At 52.1% G+C, this 17,567-nt stretch carries 20 protein-coding genes; 3 read left to right on the top strand and 17 right to left on the bottom strand.

Annotated elements, in window-relative coordinates; genetic code table 11:
• A partial coding sequence (locus VMT71_02705; GenBank protein HVN22854.1) for a S41 family peptidase occupies positions 1 to 1,225 on the bottom strand: 1,225 nt, incomplete at its 3' end.
• A gap of 82 nt (positions 1,226 to 1,307) precedes the next feature.
• Between VMT71_02705 and mnmA the strand changes: the two genes are divergently transcribed.
• Positions 1,308 to 2,363 carry a tRNA 2-thiouridine(34) synthase MnmA gene (gene mnmA, locus VMT71_02700; GenBank protein ID HVN22853.1) on the top strand — a complete coding sequence of 352 codons (1,056 nt, stop codon included), beginning with the start codon at positions 1,308 to 1,310 and terminating at the stop codon, positions 2,361 to 2,363.
• Between the two features lie 53 nt (positions 2,364 to 2,416).
• Positions 2,417 to 2,710: a GYD domain-containing protein gene (locus tag VMT71_02695; protein ID HVN22852.1), complete on the top strand. Its 294-nt coding sequence runs from the start codon at positions 2,417 to 2,419 to the stop codon at positions 2,708 to 2,710.
• Between the two features lie 4 nt (positions 2,711 to 2,714).
• On the opposite strand, the gene VMT71_02690 is transcribed toward VMT71_02695, so the two are convergent.
• Complete coding sequence (locus VMT71_02690; GenBank protein ID HVN22851.1) at positions 2,715 to 3,395, bottom strand: hypothetical protein; 681 nt, start codon at positions 3,393 to 3,395, stop codon at positions 2,715 to 2,717.
• Positions 3,396 to 3,610: 215 nt separating this feature from the next.
• Here VMT71_02690 and pncB point away from each other — a divergent pair, with 215 nt between their 5' ends.
• Positions 3,611 to 5,368, top strand: a complete 1,758-nt coding sequence (gene pncB / locus VMT71_02685; protein ID HVN22850.1) for a nicotinate phosphoribosyltransferase — start codon at positions 3,611 to 3,613, stop codon at positions 5,366 to 5,368.
• Between the two features lie 23 nt (positions 5,369 to 5,391).
• Here the strand turns inward: pncB and VMT71_02680 are convergent, their stop codons facing one another.
• From VMT71_02680 to VMT71_02610, 15 genes are all read right to left on the bottom strand, one after another.
• Complete coding sequence (locus tag VMT71_02680) at positions 5,392 to 5,646, bottom strand: hypothetical protein (GenBank protein ID HVN22849.1); 255 nt, start codon at positions 5,644 to 5,646, stop codon at positions 5,392 to 5,394.
• A gap of 8 nt (positions 5,647 to 5,654) precedes the next feature.
• On the bottom strand, positions 5,655 to 6,185 hold the full coding sequence (locus VMT71_02675) for a hypothetical protein (GenBank protein ID HVN22848.1): 531 nt from the start codon (positions 6,183 to 6,185) through the stop codon (positions 5,655 to 5,657).
• Positions 6,186 to 6,270: 85 nt separating this feature from the next.
• Positions 6,271 to 6,543, bottom strand: a complete 273-nt coding sequence (locus VMT71_02670; protein ID HVN22847.1) for a hypothetical protein — start codon at positions 6,541 to 6,543, stop codon at positions 6,271 to 6,273.
• A gap of 91 nt (positions 6,544 to 6,634) precedes the next feature.
• Entirely contained in the window at positions 6,635 to 6,940 is a 306-nt protein-coding gene (locus VMT71_02665) for a hypothetical protein (protein HVN22846.1), read from the bottom strand.
• Between the two features lie 99 nt (positions 6,941 to 7,039).
• Positions 7,040 to 7,612, bottom strand: a complete 573-nt coding sequence (locus tag VMT71_02660) for a flavin reductase family protein (protein HVN22845.1) — start codon at positions 7,610 to 7,612, stop codon at positions 7,040 to 7,042.
• 122 nt (positions 7,613 to 7,734) lie between these two features.
• Positions 7,735 to 7,959, bottom strand: coding sequence for a hypothetical protein (locus tag VMT71_02655; protein ID HVN22844.1), 225 nt, complete (start codon positions 7,957 to 7,959; stop codon positions 7,735 to 7,737).
• Positions 7,949 to 8,209: a BrnT family toxin gene (locus VMT71_02650; GenBank protein ID HVN22843.1), complete on the bottom strand. Its 261-nt coding sequence runs from the start codon at positions 8,207 to 8,209 to the stop codon at positions 7,949 to 7,951. The genes VMT71_02655 and VMT71_02650 overlap by 11 nt, the downstream gene beginning before the upstream one ends.
• 476 nt (positions 8,210 to 8,685) lie before the next feature.
• Positions 8,686 to 10,140: an NADH-quinone oxidoreductase subunit N gene (locus VMT71_02645; GenBank protein HVN22842.1), complete on the bottom strand. Its 1,455-nt coding sequence runs from the start codon at positions 10,138 to 10,140 to the stop codon at positions 8,686 to 8,688.
• 10 nt (positions 10,141 to 10,150) lie between these two features.
• Positions 10,151 to 11,737: an NADH-quinone oxidoreductase subunit M gene (locus tag VMT71_02640; GenBank protein HVN22841.1), complete on the bottom strand. Its 1,587-nt coding sequence runs from the start codon at positions 11,735 to 11,737 to the stop codon at positions 10,151 to 10,153.
• A 10-nt stretch (positions 11,738 to 11,747) separates the two neighbouring features.
• Positions 11,748 to 13,739, bottom strand: coding sequence for an NADH-quinone oxidoreductase subunit L (nuoL, locus tag VMT71_02635; GenBank protein ID HVN22840.1), 1,992 nt, complete (start codon positions 13,737 to 13,739; stop codon positions 11,748 to 11,750).
• Positions 13,740 to 13,851: 112 nt separating this feature from the next.
• Positions 13,852 to 14,169: an NADH-quinone oxidoreductase subunit NuoK gene (nuoK, locus tag VMT71_02630; GenBank protein ID HVN22839.1), complete on the bottom strand. Its 318-nt coding sequence runs from the start codon at positions 14,167 to 14,169 to the stop codon at positions 13,852 to 13,854.
• Positions 14,170 to 14,700 carry an NADH-quinone oxidoreductase subunit J gene (locus tag VMT71_02625; protein ID HVN22838.1) on the bottom strand — a complete coding sequence of 177 codons (531 nt, stop codon included), beginning with the start codon at positions 14,698 to 14,700 and terminating at the stop codon, positions 14,170 to 14,172.
• Positions 14,697 to 15,152 carry an NADH-quinone oxidoreductase subunit NuoI gene (gene nuoI / locus VMT71_02620; GenBank protein ID HVN22837.1) on the bottom strand — a complete coding sequence of 152 codons (456 nt, stop codon included), beginning with the start codon at positions 15,150 to 15,152 and terminating at the stop codon, positions 14,697 to 14,699. Before nuoI ends, VMT71_02625 begins: the two co-directional genes overlap by 4 nt.
• Positions 15,153 to 15,157: 5 nt before the next feature.
• Positions 15,158 to 16,150, bottom strand: a complete 993-nt coding sequence (gene nuoH, locus VMT71_02615; protein ID HVN22836.1) for an NADH-quinone oxidoreductase subunit NuoH — start codon at positions 16,148 to 16,150, stop codon at positions 15,158 to 15,160.
• A 3-nt stretch (positions 16,151 to 16,153) separates the two neighbouring features.
• Positions 16,154 to 17,567 (bottom strand): molybdopterin-dependent oxidoreductase (locus VMT71_02610; GenBank protein HVN22835.1); only part of this gene is annotated, 1,414 nt, incomplete at its 5' end.

Below are 17,567 nucleotides of genomic sequence, written 5' to 3'. Positions count from 1 at the left end.
GATTGGCGGCTGGCGGAGGCGTAACGACGGGTTTCTTCTGGTTTTCCCCCTCAAGGTGCTTATCCAGATCTCTCTCCTTGATGGGTGCCACCATTCGGTCACGCCGCCTCGTCATATCATTCTCAATAAGTATGTCGGGCGCTATGCCTTCAGCCTGGATGGAACGTCCCTTGGGCGTATAATATCTGGCAGTCGTGAGCCTGACAGCAGAGCCGTCTCCCAGAGGCATGATGGTCTGGACTGAGCCTTTGCCGAACGTTTTGGTGCCCACGATTACTGCACGCTTGGAATCCTGCAGGGCGCCAGCCACAATCTCTGATCCGCTTGCACTGCCCTCATTAACGAGGACTACCAGAGGCCCCATGAAGTCATCATCTTTCTTCTTTGCAAAGTACTTGATTCTCTGGTCCGCTTTTCTTCCCTCTATATAGGTGATAAGGCCTTCGCTCATGAATTTATCGGAAACGTCCACAGCCTGGTCGAGGAGCCCTCCGGGGTCATTTCTGAGATCCAGCACAATGCCCTTGAGATTTTTTCCGCCCTCCGTTTTCCGCAATTCCTTGATCGCCTGGTCAAGATCCTTGGCAGTCTTTTCCTGAAACTGCGTTATCCTGACGTACCCTGTCTCATTGTCGAGCATCTTGTATTTGACACTCTTCACTACAATGATGTCCCGTACGACCTGATAGTCCTTGGGTGCCGTGAAACCTTCCCTCATAATAGTCAATGCCACCGGCTTACCCTTCTGGCCTCGAATAAGCTTCACTACATCAACCAGTCCCATGCCCTTGGTAGGCTTGCCATCGATCCGGATAATCTGGTCACCGGGCTTCAACCCTGCCTTGTAAGCTGGAGTGTCCTCTATCGCCGTGATTACGGTTGGAAATCCGTCTTTTATCGTGATTTCTATGCCGATGCCGCCGAATTCGCCCTTGGTTTCGGTCTGCATCTCTTTATACATATCAGGCGTTAAAAAGGAGGAGTGCGGGTCAAGCGATTCCAAAACACCCTTTATGGCTGCGTAGACGAGTTCCCGGTCCTGCGTCTTATCCACATAGTTTTTCTTGACCAGGTCTATAACGTCAGAAAAAGTTTTCAGGTATTCGTATATTTCTTTATTTTCTGCACCTCTGGCCGGCTTCTTGTCTTGGGCACCGACTACGAACCCGAGAAAGAATACGCCGACTAAGAGGATGATTACCGAAAACTTTAGTTTCGTTCGCATGCACAGCCTCCTTGGTATCTGGTGATAATACTATAATTTTATGCAACTTTCAATCCATACCGGGCCATGATACTATTATCGGATGAAGACCGTTTTTCTTGCCATGAGCGGTGGGCTCGACAGTTCCTTTTCAGCTTACCTCCTGAAGCAACAGGGATACAGGGTCATCGGGGTTACATTTGCCCTGCTCCCGAAAACAGTGACTAACGTGCGGAATCCCAAGGCATGTTGCTCCATTGAGACAACAAACAGGGCCCGAAAAGTCGCCGACGACCTGTCGATCCCCCATTATGTGATAAATCTGCGGCAGGAATTCGAGGAATCGGTGATGGGGAAATTTATAACTGAGTACCGCTCCGGGAGGACTCCCAATCCTTGCATACTCTGCAATCAGCACATAAAGTTCTCGCGTTTCATGGGGATGGCATTGGCGCTGGGAGCTGATGCTGTAGCCACAGGACACTACGCGGCCATCGAACAGTCGAATGCGGGCTGGCTCCTCAAGAAAGGAAAGGACAGAGCAAAGGACCAGTCCTATTTCCTCTACCCCATCGAACGACACCGGCTGGCCTCACTCCTTTTTCCCTTGTCCGGCTGGACAAAAAAAGAAGTCCGTCTGAGTATGACCGGTTCGGCGATAGACCCCACGAAGACAAGGGAAAGCCAGGATATCTGCTTTATTCCGGAGAGTGACTACAGAGGCTTCATGAGCAGCTATGTCTCTCTTAAGAAAGGCAGCATATTCTTCACCGACGGCAGGCGACTGGGCTTTCATGAGGGGATTCACCTGTATACCGTAGGTCAGCGCCGAGGGCTGAATATCCCTTTTACAGAGCCCCTGTACGTAGTGGAAATAAGAGCCGAAGACAATTCGCTTATCGTGGGGACAAAAGAACATTTACGCCGAAGCTCTCTCGAGGCGGACCAGGTGAATATGCTCACCGATATTCCTTCCGGCAGGGCGCATGCGAAAGTTCGCTATCGCCAGAACGAGGAGCCCTGTACGTACAGGCTGAGCAAGGGCCGACTCGAAGTTACGTTCGATAACGCTGTTTCAGCTATAACACCCGGCCAGTCTGTGGTATTATACGAGGGTGATACGGTGCTTGGAGGCGGAACTATTATTCAAGCGCACTAGAAATTCTTTGACTTTAAAAAAATTATACTAGAATGAGGCAGGGAGGAGCGAGCATGGGACTCTACATCATGATAAGCAATCTGACAGACGAGGGCAGAAAGACCATAAAAAAGAATCCCGAAAGGATTCTTGAAGTGAACAAGGAAATAGAAAGGATGGGCGCCAAGGTCCATGCCCAGTACGCGCTTCTGGGGCCCTACGACTTCGTCAACGTGATCGAGGCGCCAAATAACGAGGTTATAGCCAGAGTCTCAATGGAGCTGGGTGCGAGGGGAACAGTTCACATAACAACGCTCGCGGCCATACCTGTGCCGGAGTTTATCGAAAAGCTGAAAAAAGAGCACTGATCTTTTATCCGATCTTAGGCCTGCTCGGCGGTTCCTTTCCTGTCGGGTAGGCTCTGCCGTCGCGCACATCAATGTACTTCACGTCCTCGAGTGCTTCCAGCAGCACGTGCAGGAAGACCGAGGTAAGGACAGGCGCTATCTCTTCCCTCTCGAACTGCGTGAACCTGTCCAGCACCTCATCGGTCCTGATACCAGGCTCCGCCTCAATCTTTTCCAGCACAGCGATGCTTCGCCGGTAGAAAGGCTGCGCATATTCGCTGTCGCTCAGGTCGACGGGCTCGCACTTGAAGTGGGCAAGGATGCGATCGTCGGCACACAGAAAATGAGCGCCTTTGGATCTTCCTGTTTTTTCGTCATACCAGCAGAACGCTTCTTCCGGGTTTTCTGCCTCAGATTCCGGCGATGAGCGCAGGGGACGGAATCCCACCCCGTCGTACTTCTTCATTGCGGCATCTCTCGTGTCACGGCCGCGATACCGATAGAACGTGCTTTCACCATGCTTGTTACCGACAAGATAGGTATTCCAGATGATCGGCATCATTGACGCAAGAAGACCCGGGCATATCCTTCCGGTGAAATATACGCCATCATAAAAGAACTCGTCTCCAACCTTGTAGTTGAAATGACAGGCATGCTTCGTCTCATCCTTCTCAAACCTCATAAGTTTACACCGCACCTTGAACACCGCTCCTACCTCCTAACGTATTTGTTGCCAGCTCCTTGCTCGATCCCTCTACTATCGCACGAATCCGGGACAAGCTCAAGATGATTCTCCTGCTCCGCTCACATCAGGCCCACATTATAATCAAAAAGATATATAATAATGCCTGATGAGGCCGTGAGGCCGGTATCTTTGATCAGCAGGTATGTCTATGGGACAGACGTGAAAAGGAGAAAACGGTGAAGCCTTCAAACTCTTTCGTTGGTCCGATGCTCACTGACCTGTACGAACTCACTATGGCCTATGGGTATTGGAAAAAAGGCAAGGAAAAAGATGGGGCGGTCTTCGATCTTTTTTTCAGAAGGAACCCCTTCGGCGGTGAATTCACTATTTTTGCCGGGCTCGAAGAGGTCGTACGATCTCTCCACGCATACAAGTTTACGGACGCAGATATAAACTTCCTGCGCGAAGGCACCGTGCGCAGAAAGGAGGAATTGCAACTCGACTTTGAAGCAGGCATAAAAAATGGCTTCATCAGGAAGACCTCGGACGGATTTGAGGAACTGACTCATGACCCATGGTCCGGGGAAAAGTGGCAACCCGTACCCTATCCGGAAGAGGATATCCAGGTGGCCGGTCCCATGCATCATTGCGAGTCTGGTTTCTTTGACTGGCTCAAAAATATCGATTGCTCTGAGCTGAAAATATATGCGGTTCCGGAAGGCACCATCGTCTTCCCCCGCATTCCGCTCATACGGGTGGAGGGGCCGCTGGCTATCGCCCAGATGCAGGAAACCACGTTGCTAAACCTGACAAGCTTTCCCAGTCTGATAGCAACCAATGCGGCTCGCTTCAAGCTGGCTGCGGGTAAAGACAAAGGGCTGGTTGAATTCGGTCTCCGCAGGGCACAGGGACCGGATGGTGCTATCTCCGCTTCACGTTACAGTTACGTCGGCGGTTTTAACGGAACGAGCAACGTCCGGGCCGGTCAAATGTTCGGCCTTCCCACAAAAGGCACCATGGCACACTCGTACGTGACCGCCTTCTTCGGACTTGACGAGATCACTAACCCTCACCTCGCGGGACCCGATGGAGAGGTGCATAATTTCCTCGACCTCGTGCTCGAGTATCGCCGAAAACTGGGTTACGATCATACCAACGATGGGGAACTGGCTGCATTTATTTCGTACGCACAGGCGTTTCCCGCGAGTTTCCTTGCGCTTGTGGACACCTACAACACGCTTGCGTCCGGCGTGCCCAACTTTATATGCGTGGCTCTCGCCCTCCTCCAGATTGGCTACAACCCAATAGGCATCAGGCTTGATTCGGGCGACCTTGCCTACTTCTCAAAGGAAAGCAGAAAATTGCTTCGAAAGATAGCCAAAAGGTTTTCACTGGAATCTTTCGGTGCACTCTCCATCCTGGCAAGTAATGATATCGATGAATCGATCCTCTATTCTCTCGTCCAACAGGGGCACGAGATAGACATGTTCGGCATCGGCACTCATCTGGTGACGTGTCGGGCACAGCCCGCACTTGGCTGCGTATATAAACTCGTCGCAGTAAACGGACAACCCAGGATCAAGCTTTCTGATGAACCGGACAAGATGACGATTCCCGGCCGCAAAGAGGTTTACAGGCTCGTGGGCGACAACCGTCACCCGGTCATAGACCTGATGGTAGAAGCGGGAACAGAGCCTCCTCCAGCGGGCGAAAGGATTCTGTGCCGTCATCCGCTGAGTGAAGCGAAACGGGCGTATGTGATACCGAAGAGCGTGGTGCGCCTGCATACCTGTGTTTGGGACGGCCGTCAGGTGTTCGCCTTCCCTTCTCTTGATGCGATCCGTCAGTACGTAATCGATCAGATTTCTATGATGCGGCCGGATCACCTCAGAGCAGTGAACCCGACGCCCTACAAGGTGTCTGTGAGCGAGGAACTCTATCGATCCATGCATGAACTGTGGATGCAGGAAGCGCCTATCTCGGAAATCAGGTGATACGTTTAGTTGCCCGTGGGAATCTATTGCTTGTCGTCTTTGAGGAATAATTGATGGTATTCCGGCTCTGTCAGGTGTTTCTTGAGCATCTTGCAGATAATATCAAACACCTCGGCCAGATCCTCATCCGTCATGCGCTTGAGAAGAATCTTCATTAACGCATCATCCGAAAATTTCTGCAAATAGAGTTGGACCGTATTCTCATCGGTTGCCCGGTCCAGACCGTAGGCCACGATCCCGTCGAACGTCTCTACAAAATCATGTGAGTGCTTTGCCATGACGACACCTATTTGCTCCCTGATGTTCCATCGCTTCTTGTCTTCTTTGGTTTCCATGGTTTGAACGTGGAAATAAATATCGTAACCAGGAGTACCAGAACTTGGACCGTGCCAAACATAATATTCATACTCTCGTTGTAGAGGTAGGCCTCGTCACTCAATGATGCCTGCCCCAGCCTTCCGGAGATCTGCATCATGGTTGTTTCCCACGGTCCAAGGAAAAATGTGCCGAATACAATTGCAGATATCGTAACAAACCATTTCCATATCATCCATGGGTGCTTGAAGAACCCCCAATTACTGAACGAAGAATAGAGCACGCCGGTAACAAGGCAGCCAAATGCTCCAGGAATCACTACCACCAGTTTATCGACATGATGAATGCTTTGATTGATCCCGTACAGAACCCCGCCATCCGTTACTCCCCCTTTCAGGAAATAGAGCAATATCAAAGAAACAGCACCCCCTACCCAGCACGAAACTGCAACCAGGTGAAAACTCTTGAGCCACTTTAATCCCGTCGATTTCAGCATAGACATGCGAGTCGCCCCACTGAGCCAACGCCGTGGACGTGGGACGACTGCGAGGTGTCTGCGCGATCACGTTGTTGGCGTTTCTGGTTTATTATATTGCCTTCAATTGTTTCAGCTTCCCTTTTGCTTCCCTTATTTCCTTCAGGGCTCTGGAGCTGTCATAGAATGAATAGTCCCGCGCTCTACGAACCGGATCTGACTCATAGAGATCCAGATCATACGCCAGGTTCCTCATTATGCTCCACGCCTTGCCTTCTTCGTCATCAGCAGTGCTCCAGACGATTTGTTGAAAGTCTTTTATCAGTTCATCCAGTTCTCCCGGAGATTCAAGCATCCTGTCCATCAGTTCAGTACATCTGCTCAACTCGTCCTGCATGCTTGCTGTACCTTAATGCAAAGCTGAACCAAGGGCTGACGCCTACGATCCTTCGGCTCTAAAGGACAAACTCCACGGCCTATTCAATGATCGTCCCCTTGCCTGTCTTCCGATACTCAAGCTCGACATGGCTCACGAATGCGATTCTCCCCATTGAATCAGGTTTATGTCCATGGGAGACGCACCAGTCGGTGAACGTTTCCGGGTCGATGTCTGCGCGAATAGCGATATTGCCAGTACTCTTGATCAATTCGCATTCCCTTCGAACAATATCTTTCCACTCGTGAAAAGTGGCAGGCATATTCTCGGGATCGGCAAAGATCGCACGCGCCCTTCGATACGTAGCCTCGTCCTTGAACCAAGCAATTCCTATGACATCGCTCATTCTGACACTCCCTTTCATTCTCTCTTGTTCAGAATCCCGGCGATGCAATCGCCGTTCTCACTCATAAGGTAATACTCGAGCTGCATCGACAGGTATGCCTCAACTTGTTGTTGTTCGAAATTTTTTGCCAGCGGTCCAAGCCTTTCCAAGATTCTCACCAAGGGCCCAGTAATTATTATCAGGCATGGTCAAGAGGAACGGTCTAATTTTCATCATGTCCGGCTTGCCTTCCGACAGAAATTCATCTTCGGTGTATATGTTGATGATTTCCGCAATAAAAAAGGAATGCGTAGGGAGACTGACTGTCTGTGAGAGTTTGCATTCTATTGTTAGCGGGCACTCGGAAATCATAGGGGCCGATTTGAGTTCACCGTAAAACACTTGAAATAAATCCGATTTGTTAACATGTTTACCGGAAACCAGTCCGGCGTAATCTGTTTTTTCGATCATTGCTGCCGTTGGAAGATTAACGCTGAATTCCCCCGTATCAATAATTGCTCCATGGGAAGCATGGTTCTTGTTCACGCATATGCCTAACATTGGCGGAGTAATGTTGACGCGGGTTAACCAGGCCAGCGCCATGAAGTTTACTTTCCCATTGACATGTGTTCCAAGAATGGTCTGCGCCCAAGGAAGACAAAGAAGAGTCTTTTGTTCAAATACTCGTTTCATATTCGTACTCCTTTATTCTGTGTCAGCACAACAGAATTCAGCCGACCGGCGACGTGTAGTGCTTATCAAAGAGCTGACCATTCTTCCGGGTCGGCTGCGATGACTTGTTGGAACGCGGTCACTTAAGATGCCTTTTTCAGCCTCTCTGCAACCCATAGTTTGATGATAGCCTGTCTAGGCACACCTAAACGTTTCGCCTCCTTATCCAAGAGCTGAATCATCCATACTGGAAAATCGACATTGACGCGCTTTTGTTCCTGGACTGGTCTCCTGGCCTTTGAAATGTCAAGGTACCGCGAAACGTCCTCACCTTCATCAAACTTTTTATCGAACTCCTTAGTCTTCATAAATGGCAATCTCCTCTTTGTGGGATCTCCGTGCGGAGATTATCCGCACGACATCACCTCTATAGGTTATGACTCCTGACCAATGCACAGCTGCGATTTTTCCGATAACCATAAATCTGGGTTCGTCAACAGTCTTAGCCGGAATCTCAATAAAGTCGGCGTCATCCCATAACGCTTGCGCTTCGTAGAAGTCGATCCCCTGTTTCTTCCTGTTCTGAGCACTCTTTTCCGGGTCGAATTCAAACTCCATGGTATATAAATTATACCTCACATATACCAAGAACGCAATTGGTTCTCTGTGATCTTTCTGGTTCCAACGCTATGATGAACCGCGACTGTAAGGAGTCGGCTCCATCAAATTGCTGTGCGGTTTAAAAGCAGCTACTTCTTCCTAACGGCCGACTTCTCAATAGACCCACTTTCACAGGCATGACATGGCGAAACATAGTAGTAAGGTAGCCCGCGAACTTCGTCAATGATTAGGATGTTCCCACCTGTGTAGCGCTCAAGTATCTCGCCGTGGGCCGTTGGCGTCGCTCTTCATGAGTACGGGGGTTAGATGCCAGGTCATATTTCGATGGATAAGGAGGCGCGCCGACGCTTGGACTCCGCAGGCGTACCCTGGGGGCCACCCGCGGGTGAAGGCTTTGGTCGCGCGCGGGTACCCGGCACAAACACAGGGTCAGACCTGGATAACGATGTTAGACGCGAAAGAGGGCCTGGTGGTTAGAAGATACTCACGGATTTCTGCGCCAGCAAAAGCATGTCTCTGGGAAGTATCCCCATATACAGCAGTGCAGCTATGCTGATGAGTATCACAACAACATAGGCGGGGGAAAGGTCGATTGCGCCGAGTTCCCGCTCAGGTTCCTTGAAATACATGTACATCAAGACCCTGAGGTAATAATAAGCTGCTACCACACTGTTGAGCACGCCGATTACGGCAAGCCAGTAATAGTGAGACTTGATCGCAGCACTGAAAATATAGAACTTGCCTGCGAAGCCGGCGAGCGGGGGAATACCCGTAAGAGAAAGCAGAAAAATGGACATGCAGAGCGCGACGAAGGGGTGGCGCCCGGCAAGACCCGCGTAGCTCTCAATATCCTCATTCGGCTCCCCTTTCCTGCCCAGCAGCATCACCACCGAGAAGGCGCCTATGTTCATGAACGCATAAACCATGAGGTAAAAGAGTATGCTCGACGAGAGGACCTTGTCCCCGGTCACAAACGCAACGAGGATGTATCCGGCGTGAGCGATGCTGGAGTAAGCGAGTAGCCGCTTGATATTGTTCTGGACGAGGGCTATCACGTTTCCTACGATCATGGTCAGCACCGCTATGAACCACAGGATCGCGGACCAGTCGTCGATGAAAGGGAGAAAACCCGTGTAGAAGACCCGCAAGAATGCACCGAACGCAGCTGCCTTGACGCCTGTAGCCATGTACGCAGTGATCGACGTGGGCGCGCCTTCGTAGACGTCAGGCGTCCACATATGGAACGGGACCGACGCGATCTTGAAGCCGAAGCCGACGATCAGCAGGGCCATGCCGCAGAAGAAAGCGGGTGTGATATCAAAGCAATCTTCCTTGATAAAATACGCCAGCTGTTTTACATCGATGGTTCCTGAAGAGGCGTAGGTGAGCGCAATGCCATAGAGGAGGAAGGCGGTCGCAAAGGCACCCAGCATAAAGTACTTAAGGGACGCCTCCACCGACTTCAGGTTGCCTGTGACCAATCCGCACAACACATAAATTGCGAGAGACATCACCTCAAGCCCGATGAAGATGGTGACGAAGTTGTTTGAAGAAACCATCACCATCATGCCGAGCACGCCGAGCAGAAGCAGCGCGTAGTATTCGCCGAAACCGATCCCCTCCCGGGCTGCGTAAGCAAGCGAGATGATCGAGATCAAAAAGAGAATGGTCAGAAAGATAAACTTGAAGAATGTGCCGAACCCGTCAATGACGTAAAGGCCGTTAAAAAGCTGAATATTCTGATTCCAGAGGCAGCGCATATAATAAAGAGCTATGACGGAACCGGCAAGGCAGACAATGCCGGAAGCAAGGCTTGCCCCTTTGCCCTTGCGAAAGGCCTCTATTATGAGCGCCAGCAGGGCGCAGACGGTGACAACAAGTTCCGGCATCAGCCACCGGAAAGGCGAGAATAGCTGCATCAAGTCCATAAAGAGGTCCCTATTCCGCAGGCTTCCCGGGTGAGCCGCCAGGTGTCCCGGTTATATCGAGGACGACCTTCACGGGAGAGCCCTCGTAAGCCATGTAGTATGCGTTTCTCTGCTTCACGAATTGCAGAAAGCCTTCGACCGACGTGTCCATCTTCTTGAAAAACATCTTTGGATATACGCCCATGAGAACTATGAAGAAGACGATCGAGCAGAGGATGAGCACCTCTCTCTTGCCCAGATCTCTCAACTTCCTGTTCTCCTCTTTCTTCACTTCCCCGAACATCACTCGCTGGAACATCCACAACATGTAGACAGCCCCCAGGACCACGCCGGTCGTCGCGATGATGCCATAGAGCATGTTCGCGCGGAACGCACCCAGGAGGATGAGGAACTCGCCGACAAACCCGTTGGTGCCGGGCAGTGCCACAGACGAGAGCGTCACGATCATGAAGAAGATCGCAAAAATGGGCATGGGTGTGGATAAACCGCCGAAGTCAGCGATCATCCTTGTATGCCTCCTCTCGTAGAGCATGCCCACTATAAGAAAGAGTCCGCCGGTGCTGACGCCGTGGTTGAGCATCTGGTAAATGCTTCCCTCCACTCCCTGCATGTTGAAGGCAAACATGCCGAGCATTACATAGCCGAGGTGGCTCACGCTGGAGAACGCTATGAGCCGCTTCAGGTCAGGCTGCATCATGCTCACCAGGGCCCCGTAGACGATGCCTATGATCGCAAGGATGGAGATGAGGGGTATTGCAGCGTGCGCGGCCGCCGGGAAAAGTGGGATGGCAAACCTCAGAAAACCATATGTCCCCATCTTCAAAAGCACCCCGGCCAGGATCACGCTGCCTGCCGTCGGTGCTTCCGTGTGCGCATCGGGCAGCCAGGTATGCACGGGGAACATGGGAACCTTTATGGCAAAGGAGAGCGCAAAAGCTGCAAAGAGCCAGTACTGTAAATTAGTCGGGATGTGCGCGTTGTAGAGCTGAAGCACGTCAAAGGTGTACGCGCCTGTAGTCTTGTAGAACTGAAAATAGAGGGCAAAAATAGCGAGCAGCATAAGCACGCTGCCTGCCATGGTAAAGAGGAAGAACTTGATTGCGGCGTATACCCGTTTCGGGCCTCCCCACACGCCGATCAGCAGGTACATGGGGATGAGCATCAGCTCCCAGAATATATAGAAGAGCACTAGGTCCAGAGCGCAGAGCGTACCGACCATGGCTGTCTCTAAGAAGAGGAAGGTGATGTAATATTCCTTGACCCTGGTCTCGATGGCCCGCCACGAGCAGAGTACGCAGAGCACCGTGAGGAAGGTGGTAAGCAGAATGAGCAGCAGGCTGATACCGTCGATGCCCAGAAGATAGGAGATACCCCATTCCGGGAACCAGCTAGCCCTCTCCACAAACTGCATACCCACTTGCTTATCGTCAAAATAGAAATAGAGGGGTATCGAGAGGGCGAACTCGATCAACGAGAAGACGAGCGTAAGCCCCTTTATATAGGTCGTATGTTCCCGGCGCACGAAGAGCAGGATGAGTGCGCCAAGCAAAGGAACATAGATCAGTACGCTCAAAACGGGAAAGCAACCAGCGCCCATAGACACTCCCTTACATCATCACTCGCACAACGAGGTAACCGATCACAACGATGGCTCCCACGATCATCGCGAAGGCATAGCCCTGCACGTAGCCCGCCTGCACCTGCCGCAACAGGCTGCCACACCATCCCAGGAAAGCTGCCACGCCGTTGATGGTGCCATCGATGACTATCTCATCCACGAAACTCTTGAATCCGATGGCAAGCCCCCTGATGAAGCTCACCACGGTTGCCCCGTAAATTTCATCTACGAAATACTTGTTATAGACAACCCGGTGCAGCCCGGAGAACCTTGCCACGAAGCGCTTGGGCAATTCCGGGTTCTTTATGTAGAGCACGTACGCAATATAGATGCCGATGAACGCGACCACGACCGAGAGGATCATCAGGGTCATTTCCGCCGATCCCTCTTCAGCGCCTCCCGACGACGCGAATGCCTGGCTGATGAGGTTCAGGCCTCCGGCGTGTGCCGCGCCGGCGGCGTGTTCCCCTGCCCCGCCGAATACCGGTTCGAGCCATCTCTCAATCAGGTTTGAACCGCCGATGATATGTGGCACGCCCACATAGCCGCCGATGACAGATAGGACTGCGAGGATCATTAGAGGTATCGTCATCACTCTGGGTGACTCATGGATGTGGTGTTTGACGTCCTCTGATGCCCTGCACTCTCCATGAAATGTGCCGAAGAGGAGCCTGAACATGTAGAATGCCGTCATGCCCGCGGTTACTGCGGCAATCACCCAGACAATCCGGTAGGCACCGCCTGCGCTGAACGCTCGCCAGAGTATCTCGTCCTTGCTGAAGAAGCCCGAAAATCCCGGCACGCCCGCAATGGCGATGCAGGCAAAGACAAAGGTCCAGTATGTAATCGGGATCTTCTTTCTGAGACCGCCCATCTTCCGCATATCCTGTTCACCGCTCATCGCATGAATGACGCTCCCTGCACCGAGGAAGAGAAGGCCTTTGAAGAAGGCGTGGGTCATCAGGTGAAAGATACCAGCGGCGTAAGCTCCAACACCCACACCGATGAACATAAAGCCGAGCTGGCTCACCGTTGAATAGGCGAGCACTCGTTTTATGTCGTTCTGGGCAAAGCCGATGGATGCGGAAAAGATGGCAGTGAGGGCACCGACCAGCGCCACCAGAATCATAATCTGCGGTGCCAGCGTATAAATGAAATTGAGCCGCGCAACCATATAGACGCCGGCCGTGACCATGGTGGCTGCGTGGATGAGAGAGCTGACCGGGGTCGGGCCTTCCATGGCATCTGGCAGCCAGACGTAGAGAGGCAACTGCGCCGACTTGCCGGTAGCACCGATGAAGAAAAGGAGCGTGATCAACGTGGCGGCCGATGCCCCGAGCAGGTGAGCGTTCTTCTGTATCTCCCCATAGTTGAGCGTCCACACGCCGTGAGCGCCCAACGTCACAAAGAGCAGGAAGATGCCGAGCAGAAAACCGTAGTCGCCAATCCTGTTGACAATGAAGGCCTTCTTCCCGGCGTTCGACGCGGAATCCTTGCGGAACCAGAAGCCGATAAGCAGATACGAGCAGAGGCCCACACCTTCCCAGCCAACGAACATGAGAAGGATGTTGTTCGCAGTCACAAGGATGAGCATCATGAAGACGAAGAGGTTGAGGTAGGTGAAATAGCGCGGGTAGCCCTCGTCGTCGTGCATGTATCCCACAGAATAGACGTGGATCAGGAAGCCAACGCCCGTCACCACCAGGCACATGATGATGGAGAGTGGATCGATCCTGAAGCCGACCGTCGCATTGAATTCTCCGGCAGTGATCCAGTTGAAAATATTGCGTTCAAAGATACGTTCTTCAGGCGGGAGCTGAAAGAACTGGAAGAGTATCGTGACGGACACAACGAAAGAGGCAAAAAGAGAAAGGCAGGCAACCCAGGAGACCACTGCTTTAGGCAGCTTCTTGCCCAGGAACCCATTGATGAGAAACCCGACCGCCGGAAATACAGGTATCAGCCAGATGTAGTCAGCCATATCTAACACCAAGATCCAATTTCCAGGCACCAAATTTCAATCAAGACAGAGCGGGAAGTGCGGAAGCCCTCTTTGTAATTTGGAAATTGGAATTTGGGATTTGCCTTCATAGCTATCCTTTAAGCAGATTTATCTGATCCAGATTAACACTACCTCTTAAACGGAAGATCAGCACGAATATCGCAAGCCCGACCGCAGCCTCAGCCGCTGCAACGGTCATTACAAAAAAGACGAAGACAACACCGTCCAAGGAGTTGAGCGCACTGCCCGCTGCAATGAAGGCAAGGTTAACGCCGTTCAGCATCAGTTCCAGGCACATGAAGACGATGATGGCGTTCCTTCTCGTGATCACGCCGATGGTGCCAATCGTGAACAGGATTGCGCTGAGCACAAAATAGAGGCTCGGCGGTACTTCAGGCAGCGTAGGCATCTACTCTTTCCTCCGTTTGGACAGGATGACAGCACCGACTATGCCGATAAGAAGCAGGATCGATGCGATCTCGAAGGGGAACATATACTTTCCGTAAAGCACCATTCCCACTGACCTGACGTTTCCAAAACCGGCGAGCATTTCAGGTGTGAACGGGCCCTTGTTCCCCGTCATCACACCGAAGGAGAGAACGGCAGCCACGATTTCAAGGAAAAGGATGATCGTGATGAAAGAAGCTATGATCTTCGCGCCCGTTATCTTGCCGGTCAGTTCCTGCTCCGCCTCGAGATGGATCAGCATGATCACGAAGAGAATCAGCATCATGATCGCACCTGCGTATACAATCACCTGTGCGACCGCTATGAACTGCGCGTTAAGGCTAAGGTAGATAATGGCCACCGAGAAGAACGCGACAATCAGCCAGAGGGCGCTGTGCACTGGATTGCGGCGCGTTACCATGAGCAGGGATGCCACGATCGCAACGAGCCCCGCAGCGATAAAGACAAGCCAGCTGAACGCGTTGGCGATCATTTCTTAACCTCGGAGGCAGCGCTTTTGGCGGCCTTGTGCTCTGGCTCGTACATGGCGAGAAGCCTGGCCTTATCCAATACAAAATCTTCCCTGCCGTAGTGAACGTATTCGTAACCCCCACCCAGCCTTATTGCGTTCACCGGGCAGGCTTCCTGGCAGTAACCGCAGTATATACAGCGCAGGGAGTCAATTTCGTACCGCAGGGGATATCGTGTTCCGTCCTGCCGCTCGCCTATTTCCAGGCTGATACAACGGGAAGGACAAATAGCCACGCATAAGCCGCACGCCACGCAGGTCGTCTCCCCTTTGTCATCCTTGTCAAAATAGTGCATGCCCCTCCAGCGGGGCGGCATGGGCTTTTTCTGCTCGGGATACTGGATGGTAATCGGTCGCGAAAAAAATCTTCGGAGTGTGAGTCTCAGACCTTTAAGCAATGGAAAAATATAGGCCATCCCCGTTACCTCAGCGCAACCACAAAGGCAGTCACGACAACGTTTGCAAGCGCCAGCGGAAAGAGAATCTTCCAGCCGAACTTCATGATGTGATCGTAGCGCATACGTGGGAAGGTGCCCCGTTCCCATACAAAAAAGAAAAGGATGGCGAGTACCTTGACTAGGAACCAAAATGGTCCAAGAAATGCCGGACCCGGACCCAGCCACCCGCCAAGGAAAAGCGTTGTTGCAACCCCCGCCACTGTGATCATGTGGGCGTATTCCGCCATGAAAAAGAGCGCGAACTTGATGCTCGAGTATTCAATGTTGAAGCCGCACGCCAGTTCGCTTTCAGCCTCCGGCATATCGAACGGCGTCCTGTTAATCTCCGCGAGCCCCGCAACGAGGTACAGGATAAACGCGAAAGGTTGGTAACAGATATACCAGACATGGCGCTGGGCTTCGACGATGTCTGTCAGCCTCAGCGATCCCGCAAGGATAAGGGTTCCGATCACAATCAAGCCCAGCGAGACTTCGTAGCTGATCATCTGCGCCGCGGCACGGAGCGATCCGAGTACGCCGTACTTGTTTCCTGATGACCAGCCACCGAGCACCACCCCGTACTCACCGAGCGTTGCCATAGCAAAGACATAGAGGAGACCGATGTCCACATCAGCAACGACGAGTTTCACCTGCCTGCCGAGAAGTTCGAACGACGGGCCGAACGGCACGACGGCAAACATGCAGAGGGCAGTAAATATACAAATGGCGGGAGCGATAATAAAGACCGGTTTGTCCGCCTGGGCCGGCACGAGATCTTCTTTGGTGAATGATTTGATGCCGTCAGCGATAGGCTGCAGGAGACCAAAGGGCCCTACCCTGTTGGGCCCGAATCTAACCTGGACGCGGCCGAGCACCTTCCTCTCTATGAGGGTCATGTAAGCGACAAAAAGCAGAAGAAGAGATATCACCAGGATATTCTTCACTGCCGTCACTACCACGAAAAAGAGTGTTTCCATGACTTAACCCTTTTTTACCGTCACGTCCAAAACTTCTTGCATCCGGCTGGAGAGCCCGAGGGCAGCCGCTCTCTCCTTGAACAGAACGTATTCCAGTACGCCCTGCCTCAATCCTTTCTTTATCGATACGGCCTTTACCACAGAGCCCTCAGCAGATTCGATCACAACGTGCCCGTGCTCCTCAACTCCCAGCTTCTGTGCATCCTCAGGCGAGATAAAGAGCTTGTCTTCAGATACAGGATAGCCGGGAGCCGTGTAAGCCATGGCCACCCCTTTGGAGTAAATGTCTTTACCATAAAGATGATGGTTGGAGAATACATCCCTCAGGATCAGTTTGTAAGCTTTATCAGGCGCGGCTGTAATCCTCAATTCATGGCTCATGTCATGGCTCACGAATTTCGGTCCTGAGCCTTGGCAGGCGAGCCCTTCCTTGCCCGGCTCCATAGACTCCAGGATCTTTTCCGTTCTCATCTTCTCTGTAACCGCGTGGACGTCCTTGTAGGCTGTCCCGCCAAGTTTCTCGAGCAAAGCCTGCAGGAATTCGAATCCTCCTGGCCCCTTTCTCATGGCCTTGTTCAGCGTGCGGACGTATCCGTCCTGGGCAACGAAGGTACCAGACTTTTCTGCGAAAGTACCGGTGGGGACAGTAAGGTGGGCGAGGTCCACGACTGACGTCGTCATTGCGTCCGCAACGAGCAGGAACTCTTTATCCGAGAGCCTCTCCTTCACAAACCGACCATTCAAGTAGTGGAAAGGATCGTCCTCATAGATGCAGAATCCCTTCATATCGTCGCTCTTGAGAAGCTCCTCAGGGGCAAGGAGACTCCCGTTTAGAATCCCGGCAGCGCCTGACGCATTTGCCTCGCAGGCCACGGACATCATGGCCCCTTTTGCGGGCACGCCCTTGAGAAGTCCGAAGTTAAGGAGTGTCGAAAGCGCATCCGCGGAGGAAGTAATGCCGGAGCCGAATATGATTCCCACACTTTCTGAATCACGGATAAGGCGATATGCCTTTTCAAACTCCCTTTCCGCCACGCCACTATGCTGTTCCGTAAGCCCTATTTTCCACCGCTCAAGCATGGCAGTGAATCCCGCGAAACCCTCCACGAGCCCTGCTTCAGGAGCATACTTTCGTTCTTCAACGAGGCGGAGCGCGAAGCTATTGAAGAGCAGAGCATCCCTACCCGGCGCCACTGCAAGGTGTGCGTCAGCAATTCTCGTGACCGCTGTCGGGCTGGGGTCCACCACAATGATACGCGCTCCGTTCAATTTGAACGCCTCGCGCACCTTATTTGCCAATAGATGGTTATTGGAGAGCAGGTTTGCACCGGCGATGATGATGAGATCGCATTTTTTCAGGTCATCGTACGAGTAGAGATTTGAAAGGCCCATATCTCTGTAAAGATTGAAGACCTTC

It is taken from the genome of Syntrophorhabdales bacterium (genome assembly GCA_035541455.1).
Classification (GTDB): Bacteria; Desulfobacterota; Syntrophorhabdia; order Syntrophorhabdales; family WCHB1-27; genus JADGQN01.
This window is presented reverse-complemented; position numbering and strand designations above follow the sequence as displayed.